At 50.2% G+C, this 24,397-nt stretch carries 23 protein-coding genes and 1 riboswitch; of the genes, 9 read left to right on the forward strand and 14 right to left on the reverse strand.

What is annotated here, in order from left to right:
- Positions 1-43: 43 nt before the first annotated feature.
- The 9 genes from ACZ5N7_RS13045 to ACZ5N7_RS13085 all read right to left on the reverse strand — a co-directional run bounded on the left by ACZ5N7_RS13045 (position 44) and on the right by ACZ5N7_RS13085 (position 8,134).
- On the reverse strand, positions 44-1,504 hold the full coding sequence (locus ACZ5N7_RS13045; RefSeq protein WP_464659267.1) for an amino acid permease: 1,461 nt from the start codon (positions 1,502-1,504) through the stop codon (positions 44-46).
- Between the two features lie 130 nt (positions 1,505-1,634).
- Complete coding sequence (locus ACZ5N7_RS13050) at positions 1,635-2,516, reverse strand: IS3 family transposase (protein ID WP_464654018.1); 882 nt, start codon at positions 2,514-2,516, stop codon at positions 1,635-1,637.
- 8 nt (positions 2,517-2,524) lie between these two features.
- Positions 2,525-2,821, reverse strand: coding sequence for a transposase (locus ACZ5N7_RS13055; protein WP_464659191.1), 297 nt, complete (start codon positions 2,819-2,821; stop codon positions 2,525-2,527).
- Between the two features lie 107 nt (positions 2,822-2,928).
- A riboswitch (Lysine riboswitch) is annotated at positions 2,929-3,115 on the reverse strand.
- Positions 3,116-3,191: 76 nt separating this feature from the next.
- Positions 3,192-3,884, reverse strand: a complete 693-nt coding sequence (locus ACZ5N7_RS13060; RefSeq protein ID WP_464654736.1) for a DUF421 domain-containing protein — start codon at positions 3,882-3,884, stop codon at positions 3,192-3,194.
- A gap of 142 nt (positions 3,885-4,026) precedes the next feature.
- The gene (locus ACZ5N7_RS13065) at positions 4,027-4,389 is read right to left on the reverse strand and encodes an EamA family transporter (RefSeq protein WP_464654738.1); all 363 of its coding nucleotides are present in this window, start codon (positions 4,387-4,389) and stop codon (positions 4,027-4,029) included.
- Positions 4,386-5,168 (reverse strand): glycosyltransferase, encoded by a 783-nt coding sequence (locus tag ACZ5N7_RS13070; RefSeq protein ID WP_464654740.1) that lies wholly within the window; start codon positions 5,166-5,168, stop codon positions 4,386-4,388. The genes ACZ5N7_RS13065 and ACZ5N7_RS13070 overlap by 4 nt, the downstream gene beginning before the upstream one ends.
- A gap of 76 nt (positions 5,169-5,244) precedes the next feature.
- Complete coding sequence (locus tag ACZ5N7_RS13075) at positions 5,245-6,678, reverse strand: ArnT family glycosyltransferase (RefSeq protein WP_464654742.1); 1,434 nt, start codon at positions 6,676-6,678, stop codon at positions 5,245-5,247.
- Between the two features lie 2 nt (positions 6,679-6,680).
- Positions 6,681-7,802, reverse strand: coding sequence for a GIY-YIG nuclease family protein (locus tag ACZ5N7_RS13080; protein WP_464654743.1), 1,122 nt, complete (start codon positions 7,800-7,802; stop codon positions 6,681-6,683).
- A 152-nt stretch (positions 7,803-7,954) separates the two neighbouring features.
- Positions 7,955-8,134, reverse strand: coding sequence for a hypothetical protein (locus ACZ5N7_RS13085; protein ID WP_464654745.1), 180 nt, complete (start codon positions 8,132-8,134; stop codon positions 7,955-7,957).
- A 945-nt stretch (positions 8,135-9,079) separates the two neighbouring features.
- On the opposite strand from ACZ5N7_RS13085, the gene ACZ5N7_RS13090 reads away from it, so the two are divergent.
- The 8 genes from ACZ5N7_RS13090 to cysI all read left to right on the forward strand — a co-directional run bounded on the left by ACZ5N7_RS13090 (position 9,080) and on the right by cysI (position 19,108).
- Positions 9,080-10,156 carry an ABC transporter ATP-binding protein gene (locus ACZ5N7_RS13090; RefSeq protein ID WP_464654747.1) on the forward strand — a complete coding sequence of 359 codons (1,077 nt, stop codon included), beginning with the start codon at positions 9,080-9,082 and terminating at the stop codon, positions 10,154-10,156.
- Positions 10,153-11,043: a carbohydrate ABC transporter permease gene (locus ACZ5N7_RS13095; RefSeq protein WP_464654749.1), complete on the forward strand. Its 891-nt coding sequence runs from the start codon at positions 10,153-10,155 to the stop codon at positions 11,041-11,043. The genes ACZ5N7_RS13090 and ACZ5N7_RS13095 overlap by 4 nt, the downstream gene beginning before the upstream one ends.
- A 16-nt stretch (positions 11,044-11,059) precedes the next feature.
- Positions 11,060-11,881 carry a carbohydrate ABC transporter permease gene (locus ACZ5N7_RS13100; protein ID WP_464654750.1) on the forward strand — a complete coding sequence of 274 codons (822 nt, stop codon included), beginning with the start codon at positions 11,060-11,062 and terminating at the stop codon, positions 11,879-11,881.
- Positions 11,882-11,949: 68 nt separating this feature from the next.
- Entirely contained in the window at positions 11,950-13,275 is a 1,326-nt protein-coding gene (locus ACZ5N7_RS13105) for an ABC transporter substrate-binding protein (RefSeq protein ID WP_464654751.1), read from the forward strand.
- A gap of 105 nt (positions 13,276-13,380) precedes the next feature.
- On the forward strand, positions 13,381-14,811 hold the full coding sequence (locus ACZ5N7_RS13110) for an MBL fold metallo-hydrolase (protein WP_464654752.1): 1,431 nt from the start codon (positions 13,381-13,383) through the stop codon (positions 14,809-14,811).
- A gap of 264 nt (positions 14,812-15,075) precedes the next feature.
- Positions 15,076-15,231, forward strand: a complete 156-nt coding sequence (locus ACZ5N7_RS13115; RefSeq protein WP_464654753.1) for a DUF1540 domain-containing protein — start codon at positions 15,076-15,078, stop codon at positions 15,229-15,231.
- Between the two features lie 292 nt (positions 15,232-15,523).
- On the forward strand, positions 15,524-17,347 hold the full coding sequence (locus ACZ5N7_RS13120) for an assimilatory sulfite reductase (NADPH) flavoprotein subunit (protein WP_464654754.1): 1,824 nt from the start codon (positions 15,524-15,526) through the stop codon (positions 17,345-17,347).
- Between the two features lie 36 nt (positions 17,348-17,383).
- Positions 17,384-19,108 carry an assimilatory sulfite reductase (NADPH) hemoprotein subunit gene (gene cysI / locus ACZ5N7_RS13125; protein ID WP_464654755.1) on the forward strand — a complete coding sequence of 575 codons (1,725 nt, stop codon included), beginning with the start codon at positions 17,384-17,386 and terminating at the stop codon, positions 19,106-19,108.
- Between the two features lie 206 nt (positions 19,109-19,314).
- Here cysI and ACZ5N7_RS13130 read toward each other — a convergent pair whose 3' ends face one another.
- The 4 genes from ACZ5N7_RS13130 to ACZ5N7_RS13145 all read right to left on the reverse strand — a co-directional run bounded on the left by ACZ5N7_RS13130 (position 19,315) and on the right by ACZ5N7_RS13145 (position 22,196).
- On the reverse strand, positions 19,315-20,088 hold the full coding sequence (locus tag ACZ5N7_RS13130; protein ID WP_464654756.1) for a LamB/YcsF family protein: 774 nt from the start codon (positions 20,086-20,088) through the stop codon (positions 19,315-19,317).
- A 15-nt stretch (positions 20,089-20,103) separates the two neighbouring features.
- Positions 20,104-21,108 carry a 5-oxoprolinase subunit C family protein gene (locus tag ACZ5N7_RS13135; RefSeq protein ID WP_464654757.1) on the reverse strand — a complete coding sequence of 335 codons (1,005 nt, stop codon included), beginning with the start codon at positions 21,106-21,108 and terminating at the stop codon, positions 20,104-20,106.
- Positions 21,109-21,112: 4 nt separating this feature from the next.
- Complete coding sequence (gene pxpB / locus ACZ5N7_RS13140; RefSeq protein ID WP_464659269.1) at positions 21,113-21,823, reverse strand: 5-oxoprolinase subunit PxpB; 711 nt, start codon at positions 21,821-21,823, stop codon at positions 21,113-21,115.
- Between the two features lie 85 nt (positions 21,824-21,908).
- Complete coding sequence (locus ACZ5N7_RS13145) at positions 21,909-22,196, reverse strand: GNAT family N-acetyltransferase (protein WP_464654758.1); 288 nt, start codon at positions 22,194-22,196, stop codon at positions 21,909-21,911.
- Positions 22,197-22,402: 206 nt separating this feature from the next.
- On the opposite strand from ACZ5N7_RS13145, the gene ACZ5N7_RS13150 reads away from it, so the two are divergent.
- Complete coding sequence (locus tag ACZ5N7_RS13150) at positions 22,403-22,636, forward strand: hypothetical protein (RefSeq protein ID WP_464654759.1); 234 nt, start codon at positions 22,403-22,405, stop codon at positions 22,634-22,636.
- Between the two features lie 220 nt (positions 22,637-22,856).
- Here ACZ5N7_RS13150 and ACZ5N7_RS13155 read toward each other — a convergent pair whose 3' ends face one another.
- Positions 22,857-24,395: an MDR family MFS transporter gene (locus ACZ5N7_RS13155; RefSeq protein ID WP_464654760.1), complete on the reverse strand. Its 1,539-nt coding sequence runs from the start codon at positions 24,393-24,395 to the stop codon at positions 22,857-22,859.
- Positions 24,396-24,397: the final 2 nt, after the last annotated feature.

Consider the following 24,397-nt stretch of genomic DNA (forward strand, 5'->3'; position numbering starts at 1 on the left):
CTTACAAAAAAGCAGCCGCGGGGGGCTGCTTCGATTAATCATATTAACTTCTCAATTCATCGTCAAACACACATTCTTCCAGCTTCAGCAGCTTGGTGCGGTGCTTCCACTTGTAGCCGAGCCAAGTGGCCAGGAACAGCGGAATACCGATATATGATGCAACCAGGAAAGGCCAGTTGATTTTCCCGTCGGAGATTGCGCCCATACACTGTCCGACGATAACTACGAGGCATAACATCCCCGCAAGAATCGGACCGAACGGAAACCATTTGGCCCGGTATGGCAGAGCCTGCAGCTGCTTCCCTTGGGCGGTATAGGCTTTACGGAATCTGTAGTGGCTGATCGCGATACCCAGCCAGGCGATAAAACCGGACATACCGGAGGCGTTGAGCAGCCAAGTGTACACTATTCCGTCTCCGAAGAGGGAGGAGAGGAACGCCAGCAAGCCCAAAGCTCCTGTAGCTAACAGCGCCGCGACCGGCACACCTCTTTTATTTAACACCGCTAAAAATTTAGGAGCCTTCCCTTCCTTGGCGAGCACCCATAGCATACGGGTCGAGGCGTACATTCCCGAATTTCCCGCTGAAAGCACAGCCGTCAGAATAACCGCGTTCATCACGGATGCCGCGACGCTTAGTCCCGCTTTCTCGAAGACAATCGTAAAAGGACTCATCGTAACGCTGTCGCTTGCCAGGTTTTCATTCGTGTAAGGTATCAGCAGTCCTATTACAAGAATAGCCAGCACATAGAACAGCAGAATGCGCCAGAATACCGAACGAATTGCCCTAGGGACGCTGCTCTTCGGATTTTCGCTTTCCCCCGCGGCGATTCCGACCAGCTCCGTTCCCTGGAACGAGAAGCCTGCCGCCATGAACACGCCCAGAGCGGCAAGGAACCCGCCCGGAAACGGAGCCTCACCGACAGTGAGGTTGCGGAAGCCGACCGCCTGTCCACCCCAGATGCCCACGATCATCAGAATACCGACAACGATAAATACAATAACGGTAATGATCTTGATCAGCGCGAGCCAGTATTCCGTTTCCCCGTATCCTTTGACTGAAAGGAGATTCAGAGCCAGCATCAGCACAAGGAATAAACCGCTCCATAACAAGGATGGACTGCCCGGAAACCAGAACTTCATTATTAAGGTTGCGGCGGACAATTCAGCGGCGATGGTAATCGCCCAGTTGTACCAGTAATTCCAGCCTAGGGCAAAACCGAATGCCGGGTCTACGAACCGTGTCGCGTACGTACTGAACGTGCCGGAGACCGGCATATAGGTAGCCATCTCGCCCAAGGAGGTCATAAGGAAATACACCATGATGCCGATGACGATGTAAGCGAGCAGAGCTCCACCCGGTCCGGCCGTATGAATCGCCCCCCCGCTCGCAAGGAATAAACCGGTACCGATAGAGCCCCCGAGAGAGATCATCGCCATGTGTCTGGATTTCAAAGATCTTTTCAGAGAGCTGCCGGATGTTCGCCCGTTCGTACTCTTATTCATGCCTCCGCTCGTCGACGGTGGACGGTTTACTTTGGATTGTGCCAATTCGATTCTCTCCTTTAACGTAAAAAAACAGCTGTCCCCGGACTGATGTGACCCCTGTCAAGTAGACAGCTATTAAAAAGAACTTTTAAGCAGCCTGAGTCTTGTATTCATAAGGACTCAGGTTGTTTAATTTTTTCTGGAAACGTTCATTGTTATAAAAATGGATATAACGTTGAACAGCGTGCTTTACTTGTTCAACCGAATGAAAGGAATAAAGATCAAAGCACTCTGACTTAAAATGACTGAAAAAGTTCTCCATACATGCATTGTCCCAACAGTTTCCTTTTCGGGACATGCTACCTTTCATATGGTATCGTTTAAGCAAGTTGTTAAATTGACGAGACGTGTACTGGAAGCCTTGGTCGCTATGCAGGAGGATCCCTTTCACATTCCGTTTTCTCTTTGCCTTCCTGATCGTGTCAAACACCAGCTTTAAATCGTTTCTGCGACTGATGTGGTAGGCTACAATCTCATTGTTGTACAGGTCTTTAATCGCAGACAAATAAAGTTTCTGTCCATTGAAAATTAGATAAGTAATATCGGTTACCCACTTCTCATTTAGATTAGAGGCTGTAAATTCCCGGTTAAGGTGGTTGTCCGAGATAACGTAAGCCTCTTTCTTGCCGTAGTAAGGTCTTTTCTTTCGAATGACTGCCTTTATCCCTAGCTCTCGCATGAGCCTTTGCACACGCTTATGGTTGAGGTGCAGCCCATGTTTCCGCATAAGCCAGACCTTTACACGACGGTATCCATAAATCCCTTTCAATTGTCCATGGCATTCTAACATTTTCCCTTTAATTGCCTCGTCTTCCCGTTGTTTTTGGGACACAAATGTCTGTCGTTTTTTCCATCTATAGAAACCACTTCTGGACACTTGGGCCAGCTCACATAGCAAGATGACATCGTAACCCTTGCTGGCTAATTCCTGGATAATGGCAAACTTTTTACCGCTTTGTACAGCATCCATGCCTCCTTTCACATTTTTAAGAGCTTTTTTAGCAGTTCATTCTCCGCTTCAAGACGTTTCAGCTTCACCTCCGGATCTTCGGGTCGTGTTCTCGGTCTGCCTTTTCCAGGGCCATTTGCTTTTCCCCGTTTTTCCTCAAGCCCCTTTATGCCCTCTGCCTCAAAATTCTTCACCCACCGACGAACAAGGGAAGGGTCAATCGCTAATTCCCTCGCTACGGTCTTATAGCCCATTCCTTCTTTAAGATAAAGGTCTACTGCCTTTTTCTTGAATGCAACATCGTATGTTCTCGCTATTTCGCCCATAGAAAAAATCCCCTCCACAATAGACATAGTAAATGGCTTTCTTTTTTCTGTCTACTATGAGGGGATCGTATCAGACTCCGGGCGGCTGTCATTACCCTCATCATACTTGAAAAGATAGCTCAACACATCTGCTTATCCCGCAAATGTGACAGTTCCGCCCCTTTCGGCAGCGGCCCCAACCCGCACGGCCAGTACGCGCGGACTTCGGCGGTTTTTCCTTTCCTCCGGCATCAAGGGTCTTAAGCTGGGACCTCCACCAGGCTACTGATAAAAACCGCGACCTCTACCTCACCGTTCTGATGAGGTCTGATATTCAATTAATATTAACCTATGGTAAATAACCTCAACAAAAAAATCAAGCGTTAAATTTTTACTTCCGCTTTTGTTCGTACAAATCGAAGTATATCTGCCCCTTCGTCCCTTTTAACGCATAAAAAATGTCCTCCAGCGCAAGTCCCCTTTTGTCCATCTCGTTCTTCAACCAATCCTCTGTGATCTCTGCGTCTTTCAGATTGTCTTCGAGGATTCGGCCTTCCATCACCAATTCGACCGGATACTGAGTCTGCTTGGGCTTGGCGCTGCCCAGATCATTTTTGGCGGCCGGCAAATATTCCGGTTTTTTCAGCACCGACAAGCTGCCATCCGCCTCGAGCACCGCAAAATCGACTTCATTCATATCAAAAATATCCTTTTTCCTCAGTCCCTGATTCAAGAGTTCGATCGTATAGCTGAATTTCTTCATCTGATCTTCCAAGATTCTGCCATTTTTTATAATGACCGTGGGTTCCCCCTCAATCCATTTCCTTGTCTTCCGGTTCCGGAAAGAAATGAACGCCAGTACCCAGGTAATAACACCGAAAAGCACAATGGACACGAGAAAATCCACAAATTTGATCTTGATATTAAACACCATATTTCCCGCAATCGACCCTAGGGTAATCGCCGACATATAATGCAGATATGTCATCTGGCCGATCATCTCTTTGCCAATCCAATGCGCCAGCAGCAGCAGTAAAAGGAAAGTGACGAAGCATCTTATTATAATCTCAACAATATCCGCCATAATCTGTTTTCACCTTGTGTTAGAATAGGAGTTTAGTATGTGTTTGTTTGGAAAAAGCTAACCGCCTTCCGCTTCAGTCTGCCGCCCGGTTCAAATTAGCCAAATAAAGCACCAGCCTGCCGCAGCCGATGCTTTTTTTTGCCTACCTGTTAATGATAATGACCCCGACTAGAATAACTATGACGCCTATGATTTTGCTTAAAGTGAAGGTTTCATGGAACAAAAAGTAGGAAAGTGTCACGACAATAATGTACCCCAGGCTGACCATAGGGTAAGCGTAGCTGAGCTGCGATTTGGTCAACACCTGGATCCACAGCAGGAAGCTGGTACCGAACAAAACGAGGCCTATGAGAATTTCGGGAGCTTTAAAAATGAGAAGCACATTCCTGAAAAGATGAGGATATGCAAGCGAAAATCCGACCAGTTTATTGGCCCCCAATTTTAAAAGCACCTGCCCGACTGCCCCCAAGACCACCGAAAGCAGGATGAGAAAAAGCTGGTTCATATCATATTGTTCACTTTCTCGTTATTCGTCTCTGACGGTCTCTTTACTTTGCGTACAAGATTGAAATACCCCATTATCGTGCGCATCACCCTCATCTTGCTTTTGCCTTCCTTTAAATCGTACTCAAGCACCAAAGGGTACTCCGCCGCTTTCACCCCGATTTTGCTGAACCTGGCGATAATTTCCGCTGTACATTCAAAACCGCCCGAAGTAATAAGATTGCCATGGTAAGCATGGATCGCCTTCTTCAAATATTGGACGCTGTAGCCTCTGAATCCGCTGGAATAATCATTGATGTTCTCGATCGGAAAGAAAAGCTTGAAAAAAAGCCTCGCTCCCCTGCTGAGCATTTTTCTTGATAAGGACAGGCCAAGCTCCTTTCCTCCTGGAACAAAACGTGAAGCGATTACAAGATCCAGTTTTTCAGCCTTCAACTTGTCGGCCATAATGGGAATAATGCACGGATTGTGCGTATTATCGGCATCTAATGTAAAAAGGATATCGCCGCTGCTGTAATGTTCAACCACATATTCGAATAAAGTGTTCATCGCTTGTCCCAGCCCCAGGTTGCTTGGATGGGTGACAAAGCTTACATACGAAAACGCTTCCGATAATTCCTGCAAAACCCGGCCGGTATCATCTGTGCTGCCGTCATTCACAACGACGATCTGCAGCGCATTTCTCATCTCGGGACCGAGCAGATTGATTTTTTCTATAATTCTTGGCAGGGCTGATTCTTCGTTAAAAGCGGGAAGTCCGACAATAATCTGGTTATCCATGGCAAGCTCCCAGTCCAAATATGATTTTTAAAGGTTTATTACCCTGTTGATCGGTTGGCAAAAAGCGGATTGTGCGTTACTTTCCGGTTAATTTATAAATCTCATATCCTTTCTCCGCTTCGATTTTGGTGAAATGTGTATCCAGGTAAATCCTTAACCTGCCGTCAGGATCATTCTCGATATATCCATTTAACGGCACAAAATATCGCGCGCCACCCGCCACAAAGAAATTGAGCTCCGTGACAGGATCCGCAGGAATGGAGTTCATCACGCGCCAGCCGGCTCTGTGACTCGCGTTTAAAAGACTCGGGTCATCCACACCGGAGACGATCAGGTCCTTCTTATCGGTTATGGTTTCAACTATTTGCGCCTGCTTCAAAATTTTCTCGTCCTGCGCACCGATTAAAGGATGCACATGCCCATAAGCAGAAACCGCAAACAAAACCAGCACCGCGCAGCTGAGCAGCTTTCCGGCAAAGGACGACCGCATTAGACGGTCCAAAAGGTTTGCAGCGCACATAACCAGCGGGGGACCGAAGAAGATCAGATAATAGTTGAACTGAATCACAGCCGCAATGGTAACGAGTTCAAGCGCCATCGCTAACGCGAAGCATTTTATGGGAAAATCTTCCTTCCAGGGTATTGAAAAAAAACCGCCTATTCCCAATATTACTATATACCAAGTAAAAGTTCTTGGGAAATCCCGGATAAAAAACAGCTGCGCCTTTTTGGTAAAAATCGACGTTAACATTTGCGGAATAATATGCTTGGTCGCGATCCCCGAGACAAACGCGCTCTCGGCGATCATCTGCAGCCATAAATAATATAATACAGCCGGAACTATCGCGATAAGGGCAAAAACGACGAATTCCCTTTTGATAAATGCACTCTTTTTATACTTCACCACCGCCATGGCCGCCATCGGGATCACTACAAAGACAGTCGGGACTTTCTCTAGAATCGCGAATGAGGTGAATACAGCTGCGGTAATAAGAATAGAAAATCTCTCAAGCCGTATCCACTCGCTAAAAAAATAAAAGGCGCCGGTAAAAAAAAACAATGCGGCGGATTCCGGCATGATTGCGCGGGAGTAAAGCAAATTAACCGGGACCGTGCCGTACAACAAAAGCGCCAGCCACGCTGTGCGCAGCGAATAATAACGTCTAGCTGTCAGATAGACAAAGAGAGCCGAGCCTAAAAAGAACAGCACCGGTATAATTCTTGCCAATTCATAATGATAGCCGAAGCATTTGTATAAAATTGCGATTAAAAAGGGAATGATCTGGAGCTCCAATTGAACATAGTTCGGCAGGGGGCCCTGATAATTCAGCTGAGGGAAAAAGATATTGAAGCGGGCCTCGACAAAATTGCGTGCGATTGCCTCGGTATCCGACTGCCTCCAAGACTCATATTCATAGGGAGAGCTCCCGATATATGGAATTCGAAGGACGAACAGCAGCACAAAAATGAGCAGAGTAACCGTCGCCTCTTCGGAAAATCGCGGCGTCAAATTCATATAATCTCCTGGTTGGCGGATGGAATGGAATTCATCCGGTATTCGAAATTATCCTTGCATAATTGGAGCAGGTCATATTTCAAGCCCCGTTTCGGCTGCGTTATCTTCACCGTCCTGCCTCCGGCATGCCGGAGCGCGGAGCGCACCCTGCCCACATCGCCGATTGTATTGACGATGAGCTCGTCAGGCCGCACGTTGGCGTAGCGGGATATAACAAACCGGTCGCACGCGGATTCTTCGTGCCGCTGATCCAGCTCGAACAGTTGGAAATCGCGCAGCATCCCTTCCTGCACCTTGGCGACCATCACCCGGCCGTCGCCGAAATAGAGCACATCCTGGTCAATGACGGCCTCCCTGTCGACAATCTGTTTGCCCGGCACCTGCTCCAGAATGCGGATATGGCGAAGCATATTATTTGCCTGCTCGAATTCGAGCCGTTCGGCGTACTGTTCCATCCTGCGGTACATCGCCGCAATCAGCTCTTCGCCCTGATTTGCCAGCAGCGCGGCTGCCTGGCCTGCGTCCTCCCGATATTCGGCTTCCGAAATCAGGCCTTCGCACACGCCGCTGCACTTGCCGATATGATACAGCAGACAGGCTCGCTTGGGCATGTTTGTGCATGTCCTCAGACGAAAGTGATCCGTTACAAATTCCAGCACTTCGTTCCGAAACCGCGAGCTTCTGTACGGGCCGAACCGGTGGCCTTGTTCCTTAGGCTGCCGCTTTTCGCCGGCTGACCCAATGCGATCCGCACCCTCGCGTCTGTCTCGGTAGAATACATCAAGCCGGGGCAGCCTCTCAGATGTCAGCTGCAGGTATGCGTATCCGCTGTTGTCCCTTTTTAACGCGCGGTTATAGGGGGGCTTGTGGATCTTGATCAAGTTGTTCTCGAGCAGCAGACTCTCCGCCTCATTATTGACCAGCACAATTTCGATCACGGCAATTTCCCGGACGAGCTGTACCATCCGTTTACGGGTTTGCCTCTGCTGAAAATAGGACCGGAGCCGGCTGCGCAAATTGATGGATTTTCCCACGTAAAGAATGCGCCCCTCCGAATTTTTCATGATATAACAACCGGGACGTTCAGGATACAGGCCGGCTTGAAACTCAAAGGACATCTCGAACAAATCCCTCCTGCACTCATTTTCCTTACGAACGCAGGTTCGCTCTTCTATTCTACCTCTAAATCTATTATTTTTCCATATTTTCGCTGACAAAATGATCCCACAAAAAAAAGAGTGCCTAAAGCGGCACCCTCATTTTCGAAAGATCACTCTCCGGACTTGATGGAATGGATCTCATGCGTTTTTTGGTGATATTCTTTGATCATTTGCTTTAGAAGAAAGCCTTGCTGCGCGTTCAGTCCATTCTGATTTTTTGAAATGAGCTGCTGCTGGATGTTCTTTCTTAACATTTCACTCTGGCGTCCCAATAACTCATGATAAGTCAAAATATCTCCACTCCCCGATTTTTATCTATAAAAAACTCTTTTCCTATTATATCGCACGGTCGCGAAAGAGGAAAACCGGTTCAGCCCGCTGAAACTGGCTTAAACCTTTTTCACAGCCGCTTATGTCGAAATAAATACATCTATGGAAAACTTTCTGCGGAATTCTTCTAAAACCAATCGGATAGGATCGCACACAAATAAAGCAGCCCCGTTCATATCGTCATAAACGGAGCTACTTCGTGCTCATTCTATTCAATTTTGTTAGTCTTCCTTTCCTTACATGCCCTGCATGCCTTTAATTTTGCTGATCCCACAGACATGACCGGCATGTCCAACCAAACCCTGCACTTTCCTTGGTGAGTTCCCGCATGCCTGCAGCTTACTGAAAAAGCTGTCACCTGCTTTTCCCCGAATTTGTAACCTGCAATAAAACATGCTTCGCTTACCTAATTCATTGGACTATCCCCTTTCAGGTTAAACTGTTTATATTAATCAGTTTAGGCTTTAATTCACTTTCAGGTGAACGGCATTGCCTGCGGCAAGCACTGGTTTAACACCTGCAATGGCCTAATACTGAATAATATCCGTCTAAACTTGTGAGGTGAAATCCCTGGGTTATTTGGTACACTTTGAGTATAGCCCATTGTTAAAATTGTGTAAATATTCAGATATTTCTTTATTCTCCCATTTTGCCCGTTCAACTCGTCTCTCCTCTAATTTTCGCCCACATTTACAGTTTTTCTACAAATTATTCCATTATTAACGCGTTGCTCCCACTCGACTCCACTTCCACAATCTGGAGGCCCGCTTTACTCCTCCTTAATACCAGCTTAACAATGTGAAAATAAACCTGTGGTACAATGTAACCTGTTTGCCGGTTTATCGCATCTCGTATTTATATAGAAAGGGGGATCTCACCTGCGTATCGAGTTAAAGGACATAACGATGCAATTTCCAGGCGCAGTCGCAGTAGACAAGCTGAACGCTGTCATGGAAAGCGGGGATTTGGTCGCTTTGCTCGGACCGAGCGGCTGCGGCAAGAGCACAACGCTTTTTATGCTCGCTGGATTATATAAACCGACTGGCGGAGAAATTTTGTTCGATGGAAGCAATGTCAACCGTGTAGAACCGGAGAACCGTGAAATCGGAATGGTTTTCCAAAATTACGCGTTATATCCGCATATGACGGTTCAGCAGAACATTCTATTCCCCCTCAAAATGAAAAAAATGCCCAAACGCGAAGCGTTGGACCGGGCTCGCAAAATGGCGGACCTCGTGCAAATCGGCCACCTGATGGACCGCAAGCCGGGGCAACTGTCCGGCGGACAGCAGCAGCGCGTCGCCATTGCCCGCGCTCTCGTCAAGGAGCCTAAGCTGCTCCTGCTCGACGAGCCTCTTTCCAACCTGGACGCCCGTCTTCGTCTGGAGATGCGCGAAGAAATCCGCCGCATTCAGCGCGAAGTGGGCATCACCACCGTGTTCGTTACCCATGATCAGGAGGAGGCGATGAGCATCGCCGACCGCATCCTGCTCATGGATCAAGGCAAGCTACAGCAGTATGCGGCCCCGTATGACATTTACCGCGCGCCGGCCAACCGGTTCGTTTCGGAGTTCATCGGGATGCCGAAGATGAATTTGCTATCCGGTGTCTACGATAACGCCAGCAGCTCGATTCAAGTGAGCGGTACTCTGATGCCGGTCAGCTTGCCCGCCGGGGACACGGAGCTTCGGGACGGGCAGCATGTTCTGGTTGGCGTCAGGCCGGAGGACTGCTCACTCGCCGATGCAGACAGCCCCGTACTGACTGGTGAGGTCACGTACATTGAGCTGGCCGGAAAAGACTGCTGGGTCCGCGTCAAATCGGGAGATCACACCATTCGCATGATTCTCCCGAGCGACACGGAAATTCAGCAGGGCGAAGCCGTTGGTATCGCTTTTCGCTCCTCCAGGCTCCATCTGTTCGACGCTGACAGCGGCATCCGATTGCCAGTCGGAGCAGGCAGGGAGGAAGAGGGCAAGTGAACCAGAAACCGACATGGTCCGGCACGTTGAAGGCTTTTCTTTATCTGCTGCCCGCATTCGCGGTTTTGGCCGTTTTTCACATTTATCCGATTCTCAAGTCGTTCGATGTCAGCTTTTACACCAAGTACAACTATTACAAAAATATCGTGAAGGCACGGGGCATTGACAACTATGTGTTCATCATGCACGATCCGGATTTTTGGCGCGCGATGAAAAACACGTTTATTTTTGTGCTTGGCGCTGTTCCGCTGACGATCGCGATCTCTCTCGTGGTTGCCCTTATGCTGAACGCTATCGGAAAAGGAAAAACGTTCTTCCGGACGCTCTACTTCCTGCCTTTCGTGTCTTCTATGGTGGCCGTTTCGATCGTATGGCGATGGATCTTCCATCACGATTACGGTTTGATGAACTATTTTCTCAGCGCTGCCGGCATTTCACCGGTGAACTGGCTGAACGATCCCAATTGGGCGATGCCCTCTCTGATCCTGTTAAGCGTATGGAAGGGCCTTGGCTATAACGTGGTGCTGTTCCTTGCGGGACTGCAAAATATTAACCAGCAGTACATTCACGCGGCCCGCATCGACGGTGCGCCCAAATGGCGCCGCTTCTGGCATATCACGGTGCCGCTGCTGTCGCCGACTACGTTCTTTATAACCATTATCTCGATGATCGCTTCATTCAAAATCTTCGACGAGATCTATTCGCTGTTCGGTGCACGGCCGGGTCCGGCCCAAAGCGCTCTGACGATCGTTTATTACATTTATCAAAAATTCAACGGGGAATATCAGTACGGTATCGCAGCGGCAGCAGCCTACGCTCTGTTCTTCGTCACGTTCGTATTTACTCTGATCCAGCTCTGGATCGGGCGTAAACGAGTCCACTATTAAGAGAGGAGCACACTTCATGACGAATAAATGGATCTCATGGGTACTATACGCGCTCCTCGCCGCCGGCGGCATTGTGATGGTACTGCCATTTGTGTGGATGATCTCGACATCGCTGAAGTCGCCATCCGAGGTCATGATCATGCCGCCGAAATGGATTCCTTCCATGCCCAACTGGTCCAACTACGTGAAGGCTTGGCAGATGGCGTCATTCTCGCAATATTTGTTGAACAGCGTCATCGTTACCGTCGCAACGACAGCCGGAGAAATTATTACGACGATTCTGGCCGCTTTCGCTTTTTCCCGGCTTCGTTTTTACGGACGCGATATGCTGTTTACGATCCTGCTGGGCACTATGATGGTTCCGGGAGAGGTTCTTCTCATACCGAATTACGTGACGCTGTCACAGCTCGGATGGATCGACCGCTATGAAGCGCTTATCGTTCCGTGGCTCGCAAGCATGTTCGCGATTTTTCTGCTGAGACAGTATTTTTTAAGCATCCCTGACCAGCTGTATTACGCGGCGCGCATCGACGGGAGCGGCGATTTCAAATACTTATGGCACATCATGGTTCCGCTCGCCAAGCCAGCCTTGGTCACGATTGCTTTATTCAAGGCGATTGGCAGCTGGAACGCGTTTCTATGGCCGCTTATTGTGACCAACGCGAAGGAAATGCGCACACTGCCCGTCGGCCTGACGACGTTTACCACCGAGGCGGGTACCGATTACGAGCTGCTTATGGCAGCTTCGGCAATGATCGTGCTGCCAATGCTGCTGCTCTACTTCCTGTTCGAGCGCTATCTGATTGAAGGCATATCGCGCGGCGGTTTGAAAGGATAGGCGTACCCGTTTCCTTTTACGGGTTGCATATAAATCAAAGTTCTTATACTTTTGGAGGGAATCTTACAATGAAAAAATGGTTAGCGTTAGCTTTGACGGGTACGGTTGTACTTTCAGCTGCTGCGTGCAGTCCCAAGCCATCCGCTCAGGGCGGTTCCGCGCCTGCACAGAAAGGAATTACAACCAGTATTGAAGGAAAACAGGTCGAGATCGAGTTTTGGCACGCGATGACGGGCGCCCAGGAAGCGGCGCTGAAGAAGATTACGGACGATTTTACACAGAAAAATCCCAACATCAAGGTCAAACTGGTCGCGCAAGGCAATTACCCCGATCTTCAGCAAAAGCTGACTGCCGCCGCGAAAGCCGGCAAATCTCCTACACTCGCGCAAACTTATGAGGACTGGAACACGGACTTTATCAACAACGAGCTGGTCGTGGACATGACGCCTTACATCAACGACAGCAAATATGGCATGGCCAAAGAAGATTTGAACGACATCTCCAAGGTTTTCCGGGATGACAATCAATGGGACGGCAAATATTACAGCCTGCCTTTCAACAAGAGCACGAATGTCCTGTTCTACAACAAAACGCTTCTTGAGAAAGCCGGACTGAAAGTCCCTGCAACCTGGGATGAATTGAAAGACGCTGCCAAGAAGCTGACGCAGGGCAAGACGATCGGCATGGGCTTTGAAAACTCCATCGGTATGGATCTGCAGAGCTTTGTAATGCAGGCAGGCGGCGAATTCGTCGACGAGAAAAACCTGAAAGCAAAATTCAATTCCCCTGAAGGCAAAAAGGCGCTCGACTTCCTCTCCGGATTTATCAAGGATGGCACGGGACGCACGGCCGGAGAAGACAAGTTCATGTCGGATCCGTTCGGCAGAGGCGACGTTGCGATGTACATCGGTTCCTCCGCAGGCTTGACTTTCGTCGACAAAGCGGTCGGAGGCAAATTTGATTGGGACGTTGCTGTGCTGCCGAAAGACAAAAAAGCCGCAGCGGTCATTCAAGGCACTAACGTTTCCGTCTTCTCCGGCGGTGTAACTGACGAACAAAAGCTGGCCGCTTGGGAATATATCAAGTTCCTCATCAACAAAGACAACACCGCATATTGGGCTATGAAGACAGGATACCTGCCGGTTCGCACATCCGCGAATGACAGCCCGGAATATAAAGACTTTGTCGCGAAAAACCCTAAGCAGGGCGTTGCGGCAAAACAGCTTGACGCTGGCTTCTTCTACCCTCGTGTAGCAGGAACCACAACGATGAAGAACGAAATCATGAAAGAAGTCGATGCTGTGTTCCACAACCAAAAGTCCGTCGAGCAGGGTCTGGCTGACGCGGAAAAAGCGTCGAATGCGGCTCTGGAGAAAGGTAAGACTCAAAAATAAATGTAGATAACAAAAGGGCATGGCCATACAGGAGGCGGCCGGAAGGCAGCCCCTCTGGCCCTGCCTCTTTCTTTTCACTTACTTAAAAAGGGGGATTGCGCTGCGATGACAAATCAAACCCAAATCCGTTTCTGGGCCGGCCTTCGAACGATCGGCGGAACCGTCGTTACGATCGAGCACGGGAGCTCCCGCATTGTGTTCGACTTCGGGACAGCGTTCCTCGGCGGATCGCCGGCTGCGGACAAAGAAGTTCGTTTGCGTGAGCAATCGCTTGTACGCGACTACGTCAAACTCGGCATTTTGCCTGCGATTGACGGTCTCTATTCGAAGGATGAGCTAACCGGCGATCCGAATCTTGTTCCTGCGGAACAATTCGATCTGGAAACCGCTGTTTTCATTTCCCATCTTCACCTGGATCACATGTCGATGATCGGACTCATTGCTCCTTCCATACCGGTCTATATGTCGGCTGAGTCACGCCGGCTTTATACCACGCTTGCCGAAATCGGCGAAGGCGTCCCGGGCATGCGGGATTACCGGTCAGTGGAAATGAATGAAACGGTCCGCGTTGGTGAAATCGAGGTCACCGTGCTTCCGATGGACCACGATATTCCGGGAGCATCCGGGTTTCACATCCGCACACCGGACGGCAGCCTGCTGTATACCGGCGATCTGCGCTTCCACGGTTTTTCTCCGGAGCTGACAAAGGCGAGCCTCGCCGCGGCCAAGGAGATGGGTATCGACGCGCTGATCATTGAGGGCACAATGCTTTGGGAGCCCGCGGCGGACGGCTCCATGGGGGAATTGACCGGTGATCTTGCAATCCCTGAAGAAATGGCGACCGAGCTTACGCTGCCGGCCCTTATTGCCGCCGACCTGCGCGAAACAAACGGACTCGCGGTATTTAACTTGTACCACCGCAACATCGGTCGTGTCGGCAGTATGGCACAGGCGGCGCAGGAAGCCGGCCGCACTCTCGTTGTCGAACCGGAAACGGCCTACATGCTTCTCAGGCATGGTGAAAGACAGGATGCACTCGTCTATGCCTCCGCGGCTTTTCGCCGCCAAATCGAAAGCGGCCTGCTGACCGTTTGGCAGGAGGCTGTCATTGAGCAGTTTACGTGCATCACTGCGGAAGAAATAAACCGGGAACCGGTCCGCTATTTGGTGCAGAACGACTACCGCAATCTGCTTGAACTGCTCGACCTGCATGCGGAGGGCGGCCTGTTCATCCATTCGGACGGAACGCCGCTCGGTTCATACGATCCGTCCTATGAGCGTCTTCTGCAGTTTGTAGAGATGCTCGGCATGGAGTTCCGGTCCCACCGGGTTACGGGCCACGCTCTCGCGCGTCATCTGAAATGGGCGGTTGATTTCCTTGATCCTGGGGTGCTTATTCCTCTGCACAGCTTCTATCCGGAGCGTCTGCTGCCTAAGAGCGGCGTTCAGCTTCTGCCCGCGACGGGTGTCACTTATATGCTAAACAATCGTTCCCTGCTAACTGAGGAGCCAGCATCTGAAAAAGCGGAAGGCTGATTTTCCGGTTCTTTTAACAGGTTTCCGATTAATTCTATCCAGAATATCGATTCAGTTGAACACCGTTCAAGGAACATGATTGTGCTTATTGGAATCCTCTCCTTACAGGTTTACACCAGGGCGGTAATCACCTCCGATGACCTGCTATCTCCCACGTTCTCGCGGCAAAAAAGCACCGGCCTTATGGCCGCTGCCTTTCCTTTTGGCTCACGTATAGATGCCAGACACATCGCCTATCCTAATCAGATAGGAGGTGTTAAAAAAATGGCGCAAGATGTGTTATGCGAAGTCAACTCGTGCAAGTATTGGGCAGCAGGGAATAAGTGCAACGCTTCCTCGATCTACGTGGTCAGTCATCGAGGAAAGCAAGCCAACAATTCGGAAGAAACGGACTGCAAGACGTTCGAACCTAAGATTTAACATCACAGGCAGCCTGCAAAGGCTGCTTTTTCATTGTTTGATATTTATCATTGCCAATAATGATTATTATTATCAATACTCCTTTATTTTGCTCATCGGTCCAACTCCTTCGCTCGAGAAAAGGTATGCAGGCATACGCGTTTAATAGCTTTATCAATTTAACTGATCGATTTAATAAGACCATTCTAATTGACCCGTGCTGTCTGCTGTGATACTTTCAAGAGAGTAAAAATCATTTAGTATACTAGAAATTAATATCATTGCATACTGCGCGAGCGCGAGGTGGATATTGTTGGAACTTCAAGTAACAAACAGCCCTTTTAATCAGGAGCAGGTAGAACTGCTCAATCGCCTTCTGCCTAAGCTAACGGAGGTACAACGTATTTGGCTGAGCGGGTATCTTACTGCTCCTCACGGAGCGGCAGCTGCGGGGAATTCAGGCGCAGCTCCGATAAATGCTTCAACATCGAACGTGCCGACTGCCTCCAAGGAAGTGACTGTGCTTTTCGGATCCCAGACGGGAAACTCCAACGGGCTCGCGAAGAAGCTCACCAAAAAGCTGGAAGAGCAAGGGTTTCAGGTAGCGCTCTCCTCAATGAGCGACTTCAAGCCGAACAACTTAAAGAAGGTCCAAAACCTGCTTATACTTGTGAGCACCCACGGGGAAGGCGAACCGCCGGATAACGCCGTTTCTTTCTATGAGTTTCTTCATAGCAAGCGAGCGCCTCAATTGGAGGACCTGCGGTTCTCTGTGCTCGCGCTGGGAGATACATCCTACGAACTTTACTGCCAAACGGGCAAGGATTTCGACAAGCGCCTGGAAGAGCTGGGCGGTAAGCGGCTTACCCCGCGTGTCGACTGTGACGTGGATTTTGATGAGCCTGCTGCGGAATGGATGAATCATGTGTTGAGATCCCTAAGCGAGGCGTCGGCGGTCCCGGCAATCGCAAGCGGAGCCGTCTCGGCGGTGGAGAGCGGGACGGAATCGGAATACTCCAGGACGAATCCTTTCCAGGCCGAGGTTTTGGAGAATTTGAATTTAAACGGCCGCGGTTCGGACCGGGAAACTCGCCACATCGAAATATCCCTCGAGGGATCCAATCTTCAGTATGAACCGGGTGACAGCTTGGGCATCTATCCGGAGAACCACCCTCGCCTAGCCGACGAATTGATTCAAACGATGGGCTGGAAAGCGGATGAGCTGGTTCCCATCAACAAGAATGGGGACAAGCAGCCACTGCGGGATGCGCTGCTTCGCCATTATGAGATCACCGTATTGACGAAGCCTTTGTTGGAACAAGCAGCGAAGCTTACTTCGGGCAACGGGCTGCAAGAGCTGCTGCAGACGGGACGCGAACAGGAGCTTAGAGAGTATCTCAATAAGCGGGATCTGTTGGATTTGGTGCAGGATTACTCCCTTAAGGGTGTACCTGCGGGCGAATTCGTATCTATCCTAAGGAAAATGCCTGCTCGCCTGTACTCGATCTCCAGCAGTGCGAAAGCTACCCCGGATGAGGTGCATGTCACCGTCCGCGCGGTGCGTTACCAGGCCTACGGTCGGAACCGGTACGGCGTCTGTTCCGTCCATCTGGCGGAACGCGTTGAGCCGGGTTCAACGTTGCCGGTCTATATTCAACACAACCCGAATTTCAAGCTTCCGGAGAGCCCGGATACTCCGATCATTATGATTGGACCCGGCACGGGCGTCGCACCGTTCAGGGCCTTCCTCGCTGAGCGGGAAGAGAGCGGAACCGAAGGAAAAACATGGCTTTTCTATGGCGATCAGCATTTCTCAACAGATTTCCTTTATCAGATTGAGTGGCAGCGCTGGCTCAAGGATGGCGTGCTGACCCGGATGGATGTCGCGTTCTCCCGCGATACAGATAAGAAAGTGTACGTGCAGCACCGGATGCTTGAAAAGAGCCGGGAAGTTTACCAGTGGCTGCAAGAAGGAGCCTCGGTGTACGTCTGCGGCGACGAGAAGAAGATGGCACATGACGTCCATGCAGCCCTGGCAACGATCCTCGAACAAGAGGGGGGTCTCAGCCCGGAGGAAGCCGCCGAATATTTGACCCGTATGCAACAGCAGAAACGTTATCAGCGGGATGTTTACTGAGTCCGAATCCCAAAGATCGCGAGAGGAGAAAGGCCAATGTCAGAAAATAATTTACTTTCACCACATAGTGCGCCGCACAGCGATGTAGAGGATATCAAACGCCGAAGCAATTACCTGCGGGGGAGCCTTGCGGAAACGCTTGAAGACAGAATCACCGGGTCGATACCCGAGGACGATAATCGCTTGATGAAATTTCACGGAAGCTACATGCAGGACGATAGGGATCTGCGCAACGAACGGCAAAAGCAAAAGCTGGAACCGGCCTATCAGTTCATGCTGCGCGTGCGTGCGGCTGGCGGGGTCGTCACGCCGGAGCAATGGTTGATGATGGATCGTATTGCACAGAAATATGCCAACGGAACGATTCGTCTCACGACCCGTCAGTCGTTCCAGCTGCATGGAGTACTCAAGTGGAACATGAAGAAGACAATTCAAGAAGTGAACGAGGCGCTGTTAAGCACGCTGGCCGCTTGCGGTGACGTGAACCGCAATGTCATGTGTAATCCCAATCCGTACCAGTCTGAGGTTCATTCCGAGGTGTACGAGTGGGCCTGCAGGGTCAGCAATCACCTTGATCCGCGGACCCAGGCATACCACGAGATCTGGCTTGACGGCGAGAAGGTGGCAGACAGCAGGGACAGCGGGATAGAACAAGAGCCGATCTACGGTCCTGTCTATTTGCCGCGAAAGTTTAAGATCGGTATGGCCGTTCCCCCCTCCAACGACGTAGACGTATTCTCGCAGGATCTGGGTTTCATCGCGATTGTCGAAGAAGGGCGCCTGCAGGGCTTCAACGTCACGGTAGGCGGCGGAATGGGGATGACGCACGGCGATCCGAAGACATATCCCCAGGTGGGCCAAGTGATCGGATTCTGCTCACCGCAGCAGGTCATCGAGGTGGCGGAGAAGACGGTCACGATTCAACGGGATTACGGCGACCGTACGGTCCGGAAGCATGCACGTTTTAAATACACGATCGACGACCGCGGCATCGATTGGTTCATCAATGAACTGACCGATCGCCTGGGGTGGAAGCTTGAAAGTGCTCGCCCTTACCATTTTGACCATAACGGAGATCGCTATGGCTGGGTGAAGAGCAGCAATGAAGACTGGCATTTGACCCTCTTTATCCAGAACGGCCGGATCAAAGACGAGAACGACTACCTTCTGATGACGGGTCTTAGGGAAATTGCCAAGGTGCATACGGGGGATTTCCGGCTCACTCCGAACCAGAACCTGATCATCGGCAGCGTAAGCAGCCGGAATAAGGAAAAGATTGAAGAGCTGGTCAAGGCGTTCGGACTCGCCGATGGGATCCATTCTTCCGCATTGCGGAGGAATTCCATGGCCTGCGTGTCTCTCCCAACCTGCGGGCTCGCGATGGCCGAGTCGGAGCGTTATTTTCCCACGCTGCTGGCCAAGATGGAGCCGATGCTCGCAGAGGCCGGCTTGCGCGACGAGGAGATCGTCATTCGCATGACAGGTTGTCCGAATGGATGTGCCCGACCGGCCTTGGCGGAACTCGCGTTTATCGGCAAGGCGCCCGGCAAATACAACATGTATTTGGGGGGCGGTTTTACCGGAAACCGTCTGAACAAGCTGTATAAGGAAAACATTGGCGAAGCGGAGATTCTGGAGTCACTGCAGCCAATTCTTACTCACTATGCGAACGAACGGCAGGAAGGCGAGCATTTTGGCGACTTTGTCATTCGCGCCGGCTATGTCAAAGAAGTCCGTTCAGGGCAGGACTTTCATTCGTAAACCTTCGTTTGGATAATCGGTAAAAAACGGAGTACGATAAAAGCCAAGCTTCGTGACATTTTTTTTGGCATTATTTCTCAACCAATGGGGCCATCATCCTCTTGCGGATAATGGCCCCATGTTATTATTCGCAAAAAGGCCTCTTCTATTTATGTATTCGACAATGCAAAGAATTCATGCCACTTACTCCCGACTCTTTTGCGGATTTATAGGTTCAATGTTTTTCCGATCGATTGCACTGTGATTCCGGCATCTGTCAATGACTTAACGATAGTTTTGGCAAACTCCAGCGCATGTACTCCATCACCATGTATACAGACGGTATCCGCTTTGATGGAAACATCCGCATTTTGCCTTGACAGCACTTTTCCTTCGTTGACCATTCGAATGACCTGTTTCACCGCAGCCTCATCCTCCGTGATCAGCGAATCGGGCTGTCGCCTTAACGTCAGCGAGCCGTCCGATTGATAGGATCTATCCGAGAACACTTCGCTTGCGGTTTTAAGACCGGCCTTCTCAGAGGCTTTCACCAATTCGCTTCCGGCAAGACCGAACAGAATTAATTCGGGATCCACCTTGTATACCGCTTCCGCAATGGCTTCCGCCAACGCATAATTTTTGGCCGCCATATTGTAAAGGGCCCCATGTGCTTTCACATGCTGCATGCGGCCGCCTTCAGAGCGGACAAATCCCCACAGCGAGCCGATCTGGTAAACCACCATTTCATAGGCTTCTTTGGGCGAAATCTGCATTTCCCTGCGGCCGAAGCCGATCAGATCTTGCAGACCCGGGTGTGCGCCGATTCCTACTCCGTTATCAAGCGCAAGTCTCACGGTCTTCCTCATTGTAGCCGGGTCTCCGGCATGGAATCCGCAAGCGATATTGGCCGAGGTCACATAAGCTAATATTTCCGCGTCCCTGCCCAGATTATAAGTGCCAAAGCTTTCTCCCATGTCGCAATTGATATCCACATATCCCATAGCAGCGCCTCCTCGTTAAATACATCGCATTTGAACGCTCTTGTACAAGAAATTCAAATCCAGGTTCATGATGAGGTTCTCCTCCTGGGCGTCCCGCAGGCTCACAAGCTGGAAGTGCACGCTGCTCCCGATTTGAGCCTGGGCCAGAACGGGCAGATCCGCCGATATGACTTGAGCGATTTTGGGATACCCTCCGGTTGTTTGCCGGTCCGTCATCAGAACGATCGGATTGCCGTCCGGGGGAACCTGCACGGTACCAAAAGTAACCGGCTCGGACAGCAATTCCCTTCTTTTTACCAATGTAAGCGGAGGCCCTTGAAGCCTGTACCCCATTCGGTCGGACTGAGATTGTACCTTGAACTCCTTGGACAGAAAGTCAGACACAGTCTCTTGATCATACCAGCTGAACTGGGGTCCTTCAATGACTCTAACCGTAGGATTCGGCCGGTATGGCGGCATCATTTCATAAGACACAAACCAGGAAGTCGCCGCAAACGTCTCCTGTCCGATCAAAGACAAAAGTTTTGCAGTGATCCGCTTCCCAAGGGAGGACGGCGTTTTGGCCGAGAGCCGATCCCCTTCCCTGAGTGCCCGTCCGTTTAATCCTCCTATGCCAGCCCTTAAATATGTGGAGTAGCTGTTCATCTCGAGAGGCACATTGAACCCTCCGGCTATCGCCAAATAGCAGCGGCATCCTTCGCGGGAAGCGCCGAATTTCAAACTCTCGCCTTCATTTATAAGCACCGGTCTCCACATGGGAACCGGGATGCCGTTCACCGTCGGAGACATGTTCGCGCCGCAAATGGCTATCAACGAGGCGGAGTCGAACTGAAGACTAGGCCCAAGCACCGTGATCTCAAGAGTTGCTTCCGTTTCCGGGTTTCCGAGCAAAATGTTAGCTGATTTATGGGCAAAAGCATCCATTGCGCCGCTTGCAATCACACCGTACTTTTGGGCTCCGTACCTTCCCAGATCCTGCATCGTGCTAAGCAAGCCTGGTTTCTCTACAGAAATTGTCATCCTCCTACTCCTTCCACCGCTCATATTCCTTCCGGGTAATTGGATAGAAGCGCACGATATTCCCCGCTTCTATCAGGGATGGAGGCCACTGCTTGGGCAAAAACAGCGATACAGGCGTTCTGCCGATCAACTGCCAGCCGCCCGGCGTTTCAATCGGATACACCCCCGTCTGTTCTCCCGCGATGCCTACCGTTCCGGCAGGGATGGCCAATCGGGGGGTCTGTTTTCGGGGAGCTGCAATACGCATGGACATTCCCCCTAAATATGGAAACCCGGGAGCGAATCCGACCATATACACCAAATATTCGCCGGAAGCATGTATTTTGATCGCCTCATCGACCGTCAGCCCGTTTATTAAAGCTACGTAATCCAAATCCACTCCGAATTCGCCGCCGTAGCAAACCGGTATTTCAATTACCCGCGGCTTATCCGCAACCGATTCATCCAGCCGCTCTATAATTTCCTCGAGCATTTTCACGGCGATTTCGTAAGGGTAAGAAATGTCGTCCGTATTTTGCCCGATATTATTTTTCATAAATAATTGCATCGAATCGAAAAAGACCGTGACTGAGGTAAAAGCCGGAGCATACTCCACCATGCCTTCGAAAGGATATTTCTCCAAATACCCCGACAAAATCCTTACTTTCTTATGTGTCTCCAGGTCGACCCGCTCACCCAGCTTTACCATAACAGCACAATCCCCGAGCGGCGACATTTCCAAATATCGAATATCCTGTCCCTCATTTCCCGTTGAAATCCATTTTACTATAAAGTATAATTTCCATTAATTATTGGCATATTTACTCCTCTTGATCCCGCTGCCAAACATCCTGATACTCCTTATGCCTTCTGAACTGTGCATGAGCATACGAACAAGAGGGTACGACCATCTTGTGCGTTTCCCTTGCGTGCTCGACCACCCGGCGTACCAATTCCTCAGCCACCTTTTGACCCCGCAGCTGCGGCGATACATAGGTGTGGTCGAGAATCAGCACCTCTCCTTCAACAGGCATATACGTGACTTCGGCGATCGCCTCTCCGTTTTCTCTCATTACAAAACCATTGCCTTCTTTGATGATTTCCCTCATTACATCCATCTCCTTAATCTGATATTAACTTTGCTGCTGTTTGATATCCGTAATTGTTCTCCCTTACTATATATAACCCAATAGAGCCATTGGATACGCATGCTGTACTGCAGGCCATCAATCACAAAATGCGACATTCATGTTTTCGGGCGGAAGAATTTGTCCAAGTAATAACTGTGACATCATACCGAAAGGGTGAGTGAACAATGGCAAATAAAGGACCGGAAAAGAAGATGGAAGTGATCGGCAAGCTGCGGGAGATAGGAAAAGAAGACGTAGCCGAAGAACTGGATAACTGGCGTAACGACCGGGATGAAAACCGCGGCTGGGACAGCTGGTTTGCCACCGAATACCCCGATTTGGCCGATAAGGTCGGCGTTGACATTACCCCCATTCAAGAGCGTCCTGAACGGAGAACGTTTGGCGAAAGAGAAGACTGATCGTTAGATGATAGGAACCCCGGCACTTACTAGAAGCCGGGGGTTTTTTTGAGTATCTTGCTGATAAAAGCGTTGCAGCCGACGGCCCCTAATGCCTCGGCTGCTGATTGGGGATAACTTCGATGTTGTTAAAACATGATCAGTGCTGAGTCTGCTTTTATACTTAGGGCCACCTGACTTTTACAAACCAGGTGGCCACTTTTTTACAAATTCAAATCACTTATTTGCTAACCGCCGCCTGCTGGTGCTCTACCGATGAACTCAGTCTTTCATTGGTCATGATCACCGCTGCGATAAAGGCTAAGGCTGTAGGAATGAGAGCCCACATAAACGTATGGGTGATGGATGAGGAGAGCACTGCCGTTATTTTATCCAAAACAGATGCAGGAATGTGTGCACGCGCTTCAGGCGCCAGCAGTACCCGCGGATCTTTGAACGCCGGGTTGTCAGGCATTTGTCCCTGCCCTTTTCCCATCCCGGCAAAAACATCCTTCAGCTTGGAAGTAAATTCGTTGCGCTGAATGATCCCGAAAACGGTGATGCCAAGCGTCATGCCAAGCGAGCGGATAAAGGCAACGGTAGAGTTCACAGAGCCGCGCTGCGACGGATCAAAATGATGAATGGCCGCATTGCTTAACACAGAGAAAGTTGCTCCGATGCCAAGTCCTGTCACGATCATATAGAGGGTAACCAACAATCGGCTTGAATCCGGCTTTAATGTCGTGAGCAGCACCATGCCCGCCGCGAGAATAACTGCGAAAAGTACCATGATTTGACGGTAGCTCCATTTGCTCATCAGGAAACCGCCGCCGGTAGCCGAAACGACAGAACCCAACATCATCGGCAGCAGCACAAGCCCGGAGTTGGTTGCCGTACCGCCAAGCACCCCTTGAATGTAAATCGGGATATACACGGACGCCGTAATAAACGCCATACCGCTCAGTAGTCCTAGTGCGTTGCTTGTGGTAAATAAACGGTTTTTAAACATGGGAAACGAGATGATCGGCTCTGTCACTTTTCTCTCAATCATAATAAAAGCGACGAACAAAACAGCAAATGCAGCGAGCAGGCCCAGGATAACCCCCGATTTCCAGTCGTATTTATTCCCGCCAAGCTCCAAAGCGAACAAGAGGCTGACCACAGCGCCCAGCAGCGTAACCGCGCCCCACCAGTCAATTTTTTGCTGAGCGTGGACAAGGGATTCCCTATAGAAAAATGCTATAAATACAAGAGAAAACAAGCCTAGCGGAATATTCACATAAAACACCCAGTGCCAGCTGATATAGTCGGTAATATAGGCGCCCAGCAGCGGACCGAAAATACTCGATAAGCCGAACACCGCACCGAATAAACCGCCCAATTTACCCCGCTGTTCCACCGGAACCGTGTCAAACATAATCGTGAATGCGATCGGAATAAGCGCCCCTCCGCCGATGCCCTGGATTGCCCGGTAAATGCTGAGCTGGACAATACTTTGGGCCGTACCGCACAAAATGGATCCAAATAGAAACACAATCAAGCCGAATATAAAAAACTTTTTACGTCCGAACATATCCGACAGCTTGCCAAAAATCGGCATTCCCGCCATTTCAGCCACCATATAAGCGGAGGTGACCCATACAAACTTGTCGAGTCCTCCAAGCTCCCCGACTATAGTTCCCATAGCGGTAGCGACAATAGTATTATCCATCGACGCCATTAAAATGCCCAGCAGCAGACCGGCTAACACCAGCTTCAAATTACTTTGTTTGGTATTCATTT

Source organism: Paenibacillus sp. JCM 18996 (genome assembly GCF_055392555.1).

Coding starts and splice junctions, on each gene's coding strand:
- ACZ5N7_RS13045 (WP_464659267.1), bottom strand. CDS start 1,504: ATGAATAAGAGTACGAACGGGCGAACATCCGGCAGCTCTCTGAAAAGA.
- ACZ5N7_RS13050 (WP_464654018.1), bottom strand. CDS start 2,516: ATGGATGCTGTACAAAGCGGTAAAAAGTTTGCCATTATCCAGGAATTA.
- ACZ5N7_RS13055 (WP_464659191.1), bottom strand. CDS start 2,821: ATGGGCGAAATAGCGAGAACATACGATGTTGCATTCAAGAAAAAGGCA.
- ACZ5N7_RS13060 (WP_464654736.1), bottom strand. CDS start 3,884: ATGGCGGATATTGTTGAGATTATAATAAGATGCTTCGTCACTTTCCTT.
- ACZ5N7_RS13065 (WP_464654738.1), bottom strand. CDS start 4,389: ATGAACCAGCTTTTTCTCATCCTGCTTTCGGTGGTCTTGGGGGCAGTC.
- ACZ5N7_RS13070 (WP_464654740.1), bottom strand. CDS start 5,168: ATGGATAACCAGATTATTGTCGGACTTCCCGCTTTTAACGAAGAATCA.
- ACZ5N7_RS13080 (WP_464654743.1), bottom strand. CDS start 7,802: ATGTCCTTTGAGTTTCAAGCCGGCCTGTATCCTGAACGTCCCGGTTGT.
- ACZ5N7_RS13090 (WP_464654747.1), top strand. CDS start 9,080: ATGCAATTTCCAGGCGCAGTCGCAGTAGACAAGCTGAACGCTGTCATG.
- ACZ5N7_RS13100 (WP_464654750.1), top strand. CDS start 11,060: ATGACGAATAAATGGATCTCATGGGTACTATACGCGCTCCTCGCCGCC.
- ACZ5N7_RS13105 (WP_464654751.1), top strand. CDS start 11,950: ATGAAAAAATGGTTAGCGTTAGCTTTGACGGGTACGGTTGTACTTTCA.
- ACZ5N7_RS13110 (WP_464654752.1), top strand. CDS start 13,381: ATGACAAATCAAACCCAAATCCGTTTCTGGGCCGGCCTTCGAACGATC.
- ACZ5N7_RS13115 (WP_464654753.1), top strand. CDS start 15,076: ATGGCGCAAGATGTGTTATGCGAAGTCAACTCGTGCAAGTATTGGGCA.
- cysI (WP_464654755.1), top strand. CDS start 17,384: ATGTCAGAAAATAATTTACTTTCACCACATAGTGCGCCGCACAGCGAT.
- ACZ5N7_RS13130 (WP_464654756.1), bottom strand. CDS start 20,088: ATGGGATATGTGGATATCAATTGCGACATGGGAGAAAGCTTTGGCACT.
- ACZ5N7_RS13135 (WP_464654757.1), bottom strand. CDS start 21,108: ATGACAATTTCTGTAGAGAAACCAGGCTTGCTTAGCACGATGCAGGAT.
- pxpB (WP_464659269.1), bottom strand. CDS start 21,823: ATGTCGCCGCTCGGGGATTGTGCTGTTATGGTAAAGCTGGGTGAGCGG.
- ACZ5N7_RS13145 (WP_464654758.1), bottom strand. CDS start 22,196: ATGAGGGAAATCATCAAAGAAGGCAATGGTTTTGTAATGAGAGAAAAC.
- ACZ5N7_RS13150 (WP_464654759.1), top strand. CDS start 22,403: ATGGCAAATAAAGGACCGGAAAAGAAGATGGAAGTGATCGGCAAGCTG.
- ACZ5N7_RS13155 (WP_464654760.1), bottom strand. CDS start 24,395: ATGAATACCAAACAAAGTAATTTGAAGCTGGTGTTAGCCGGTCTGCTG.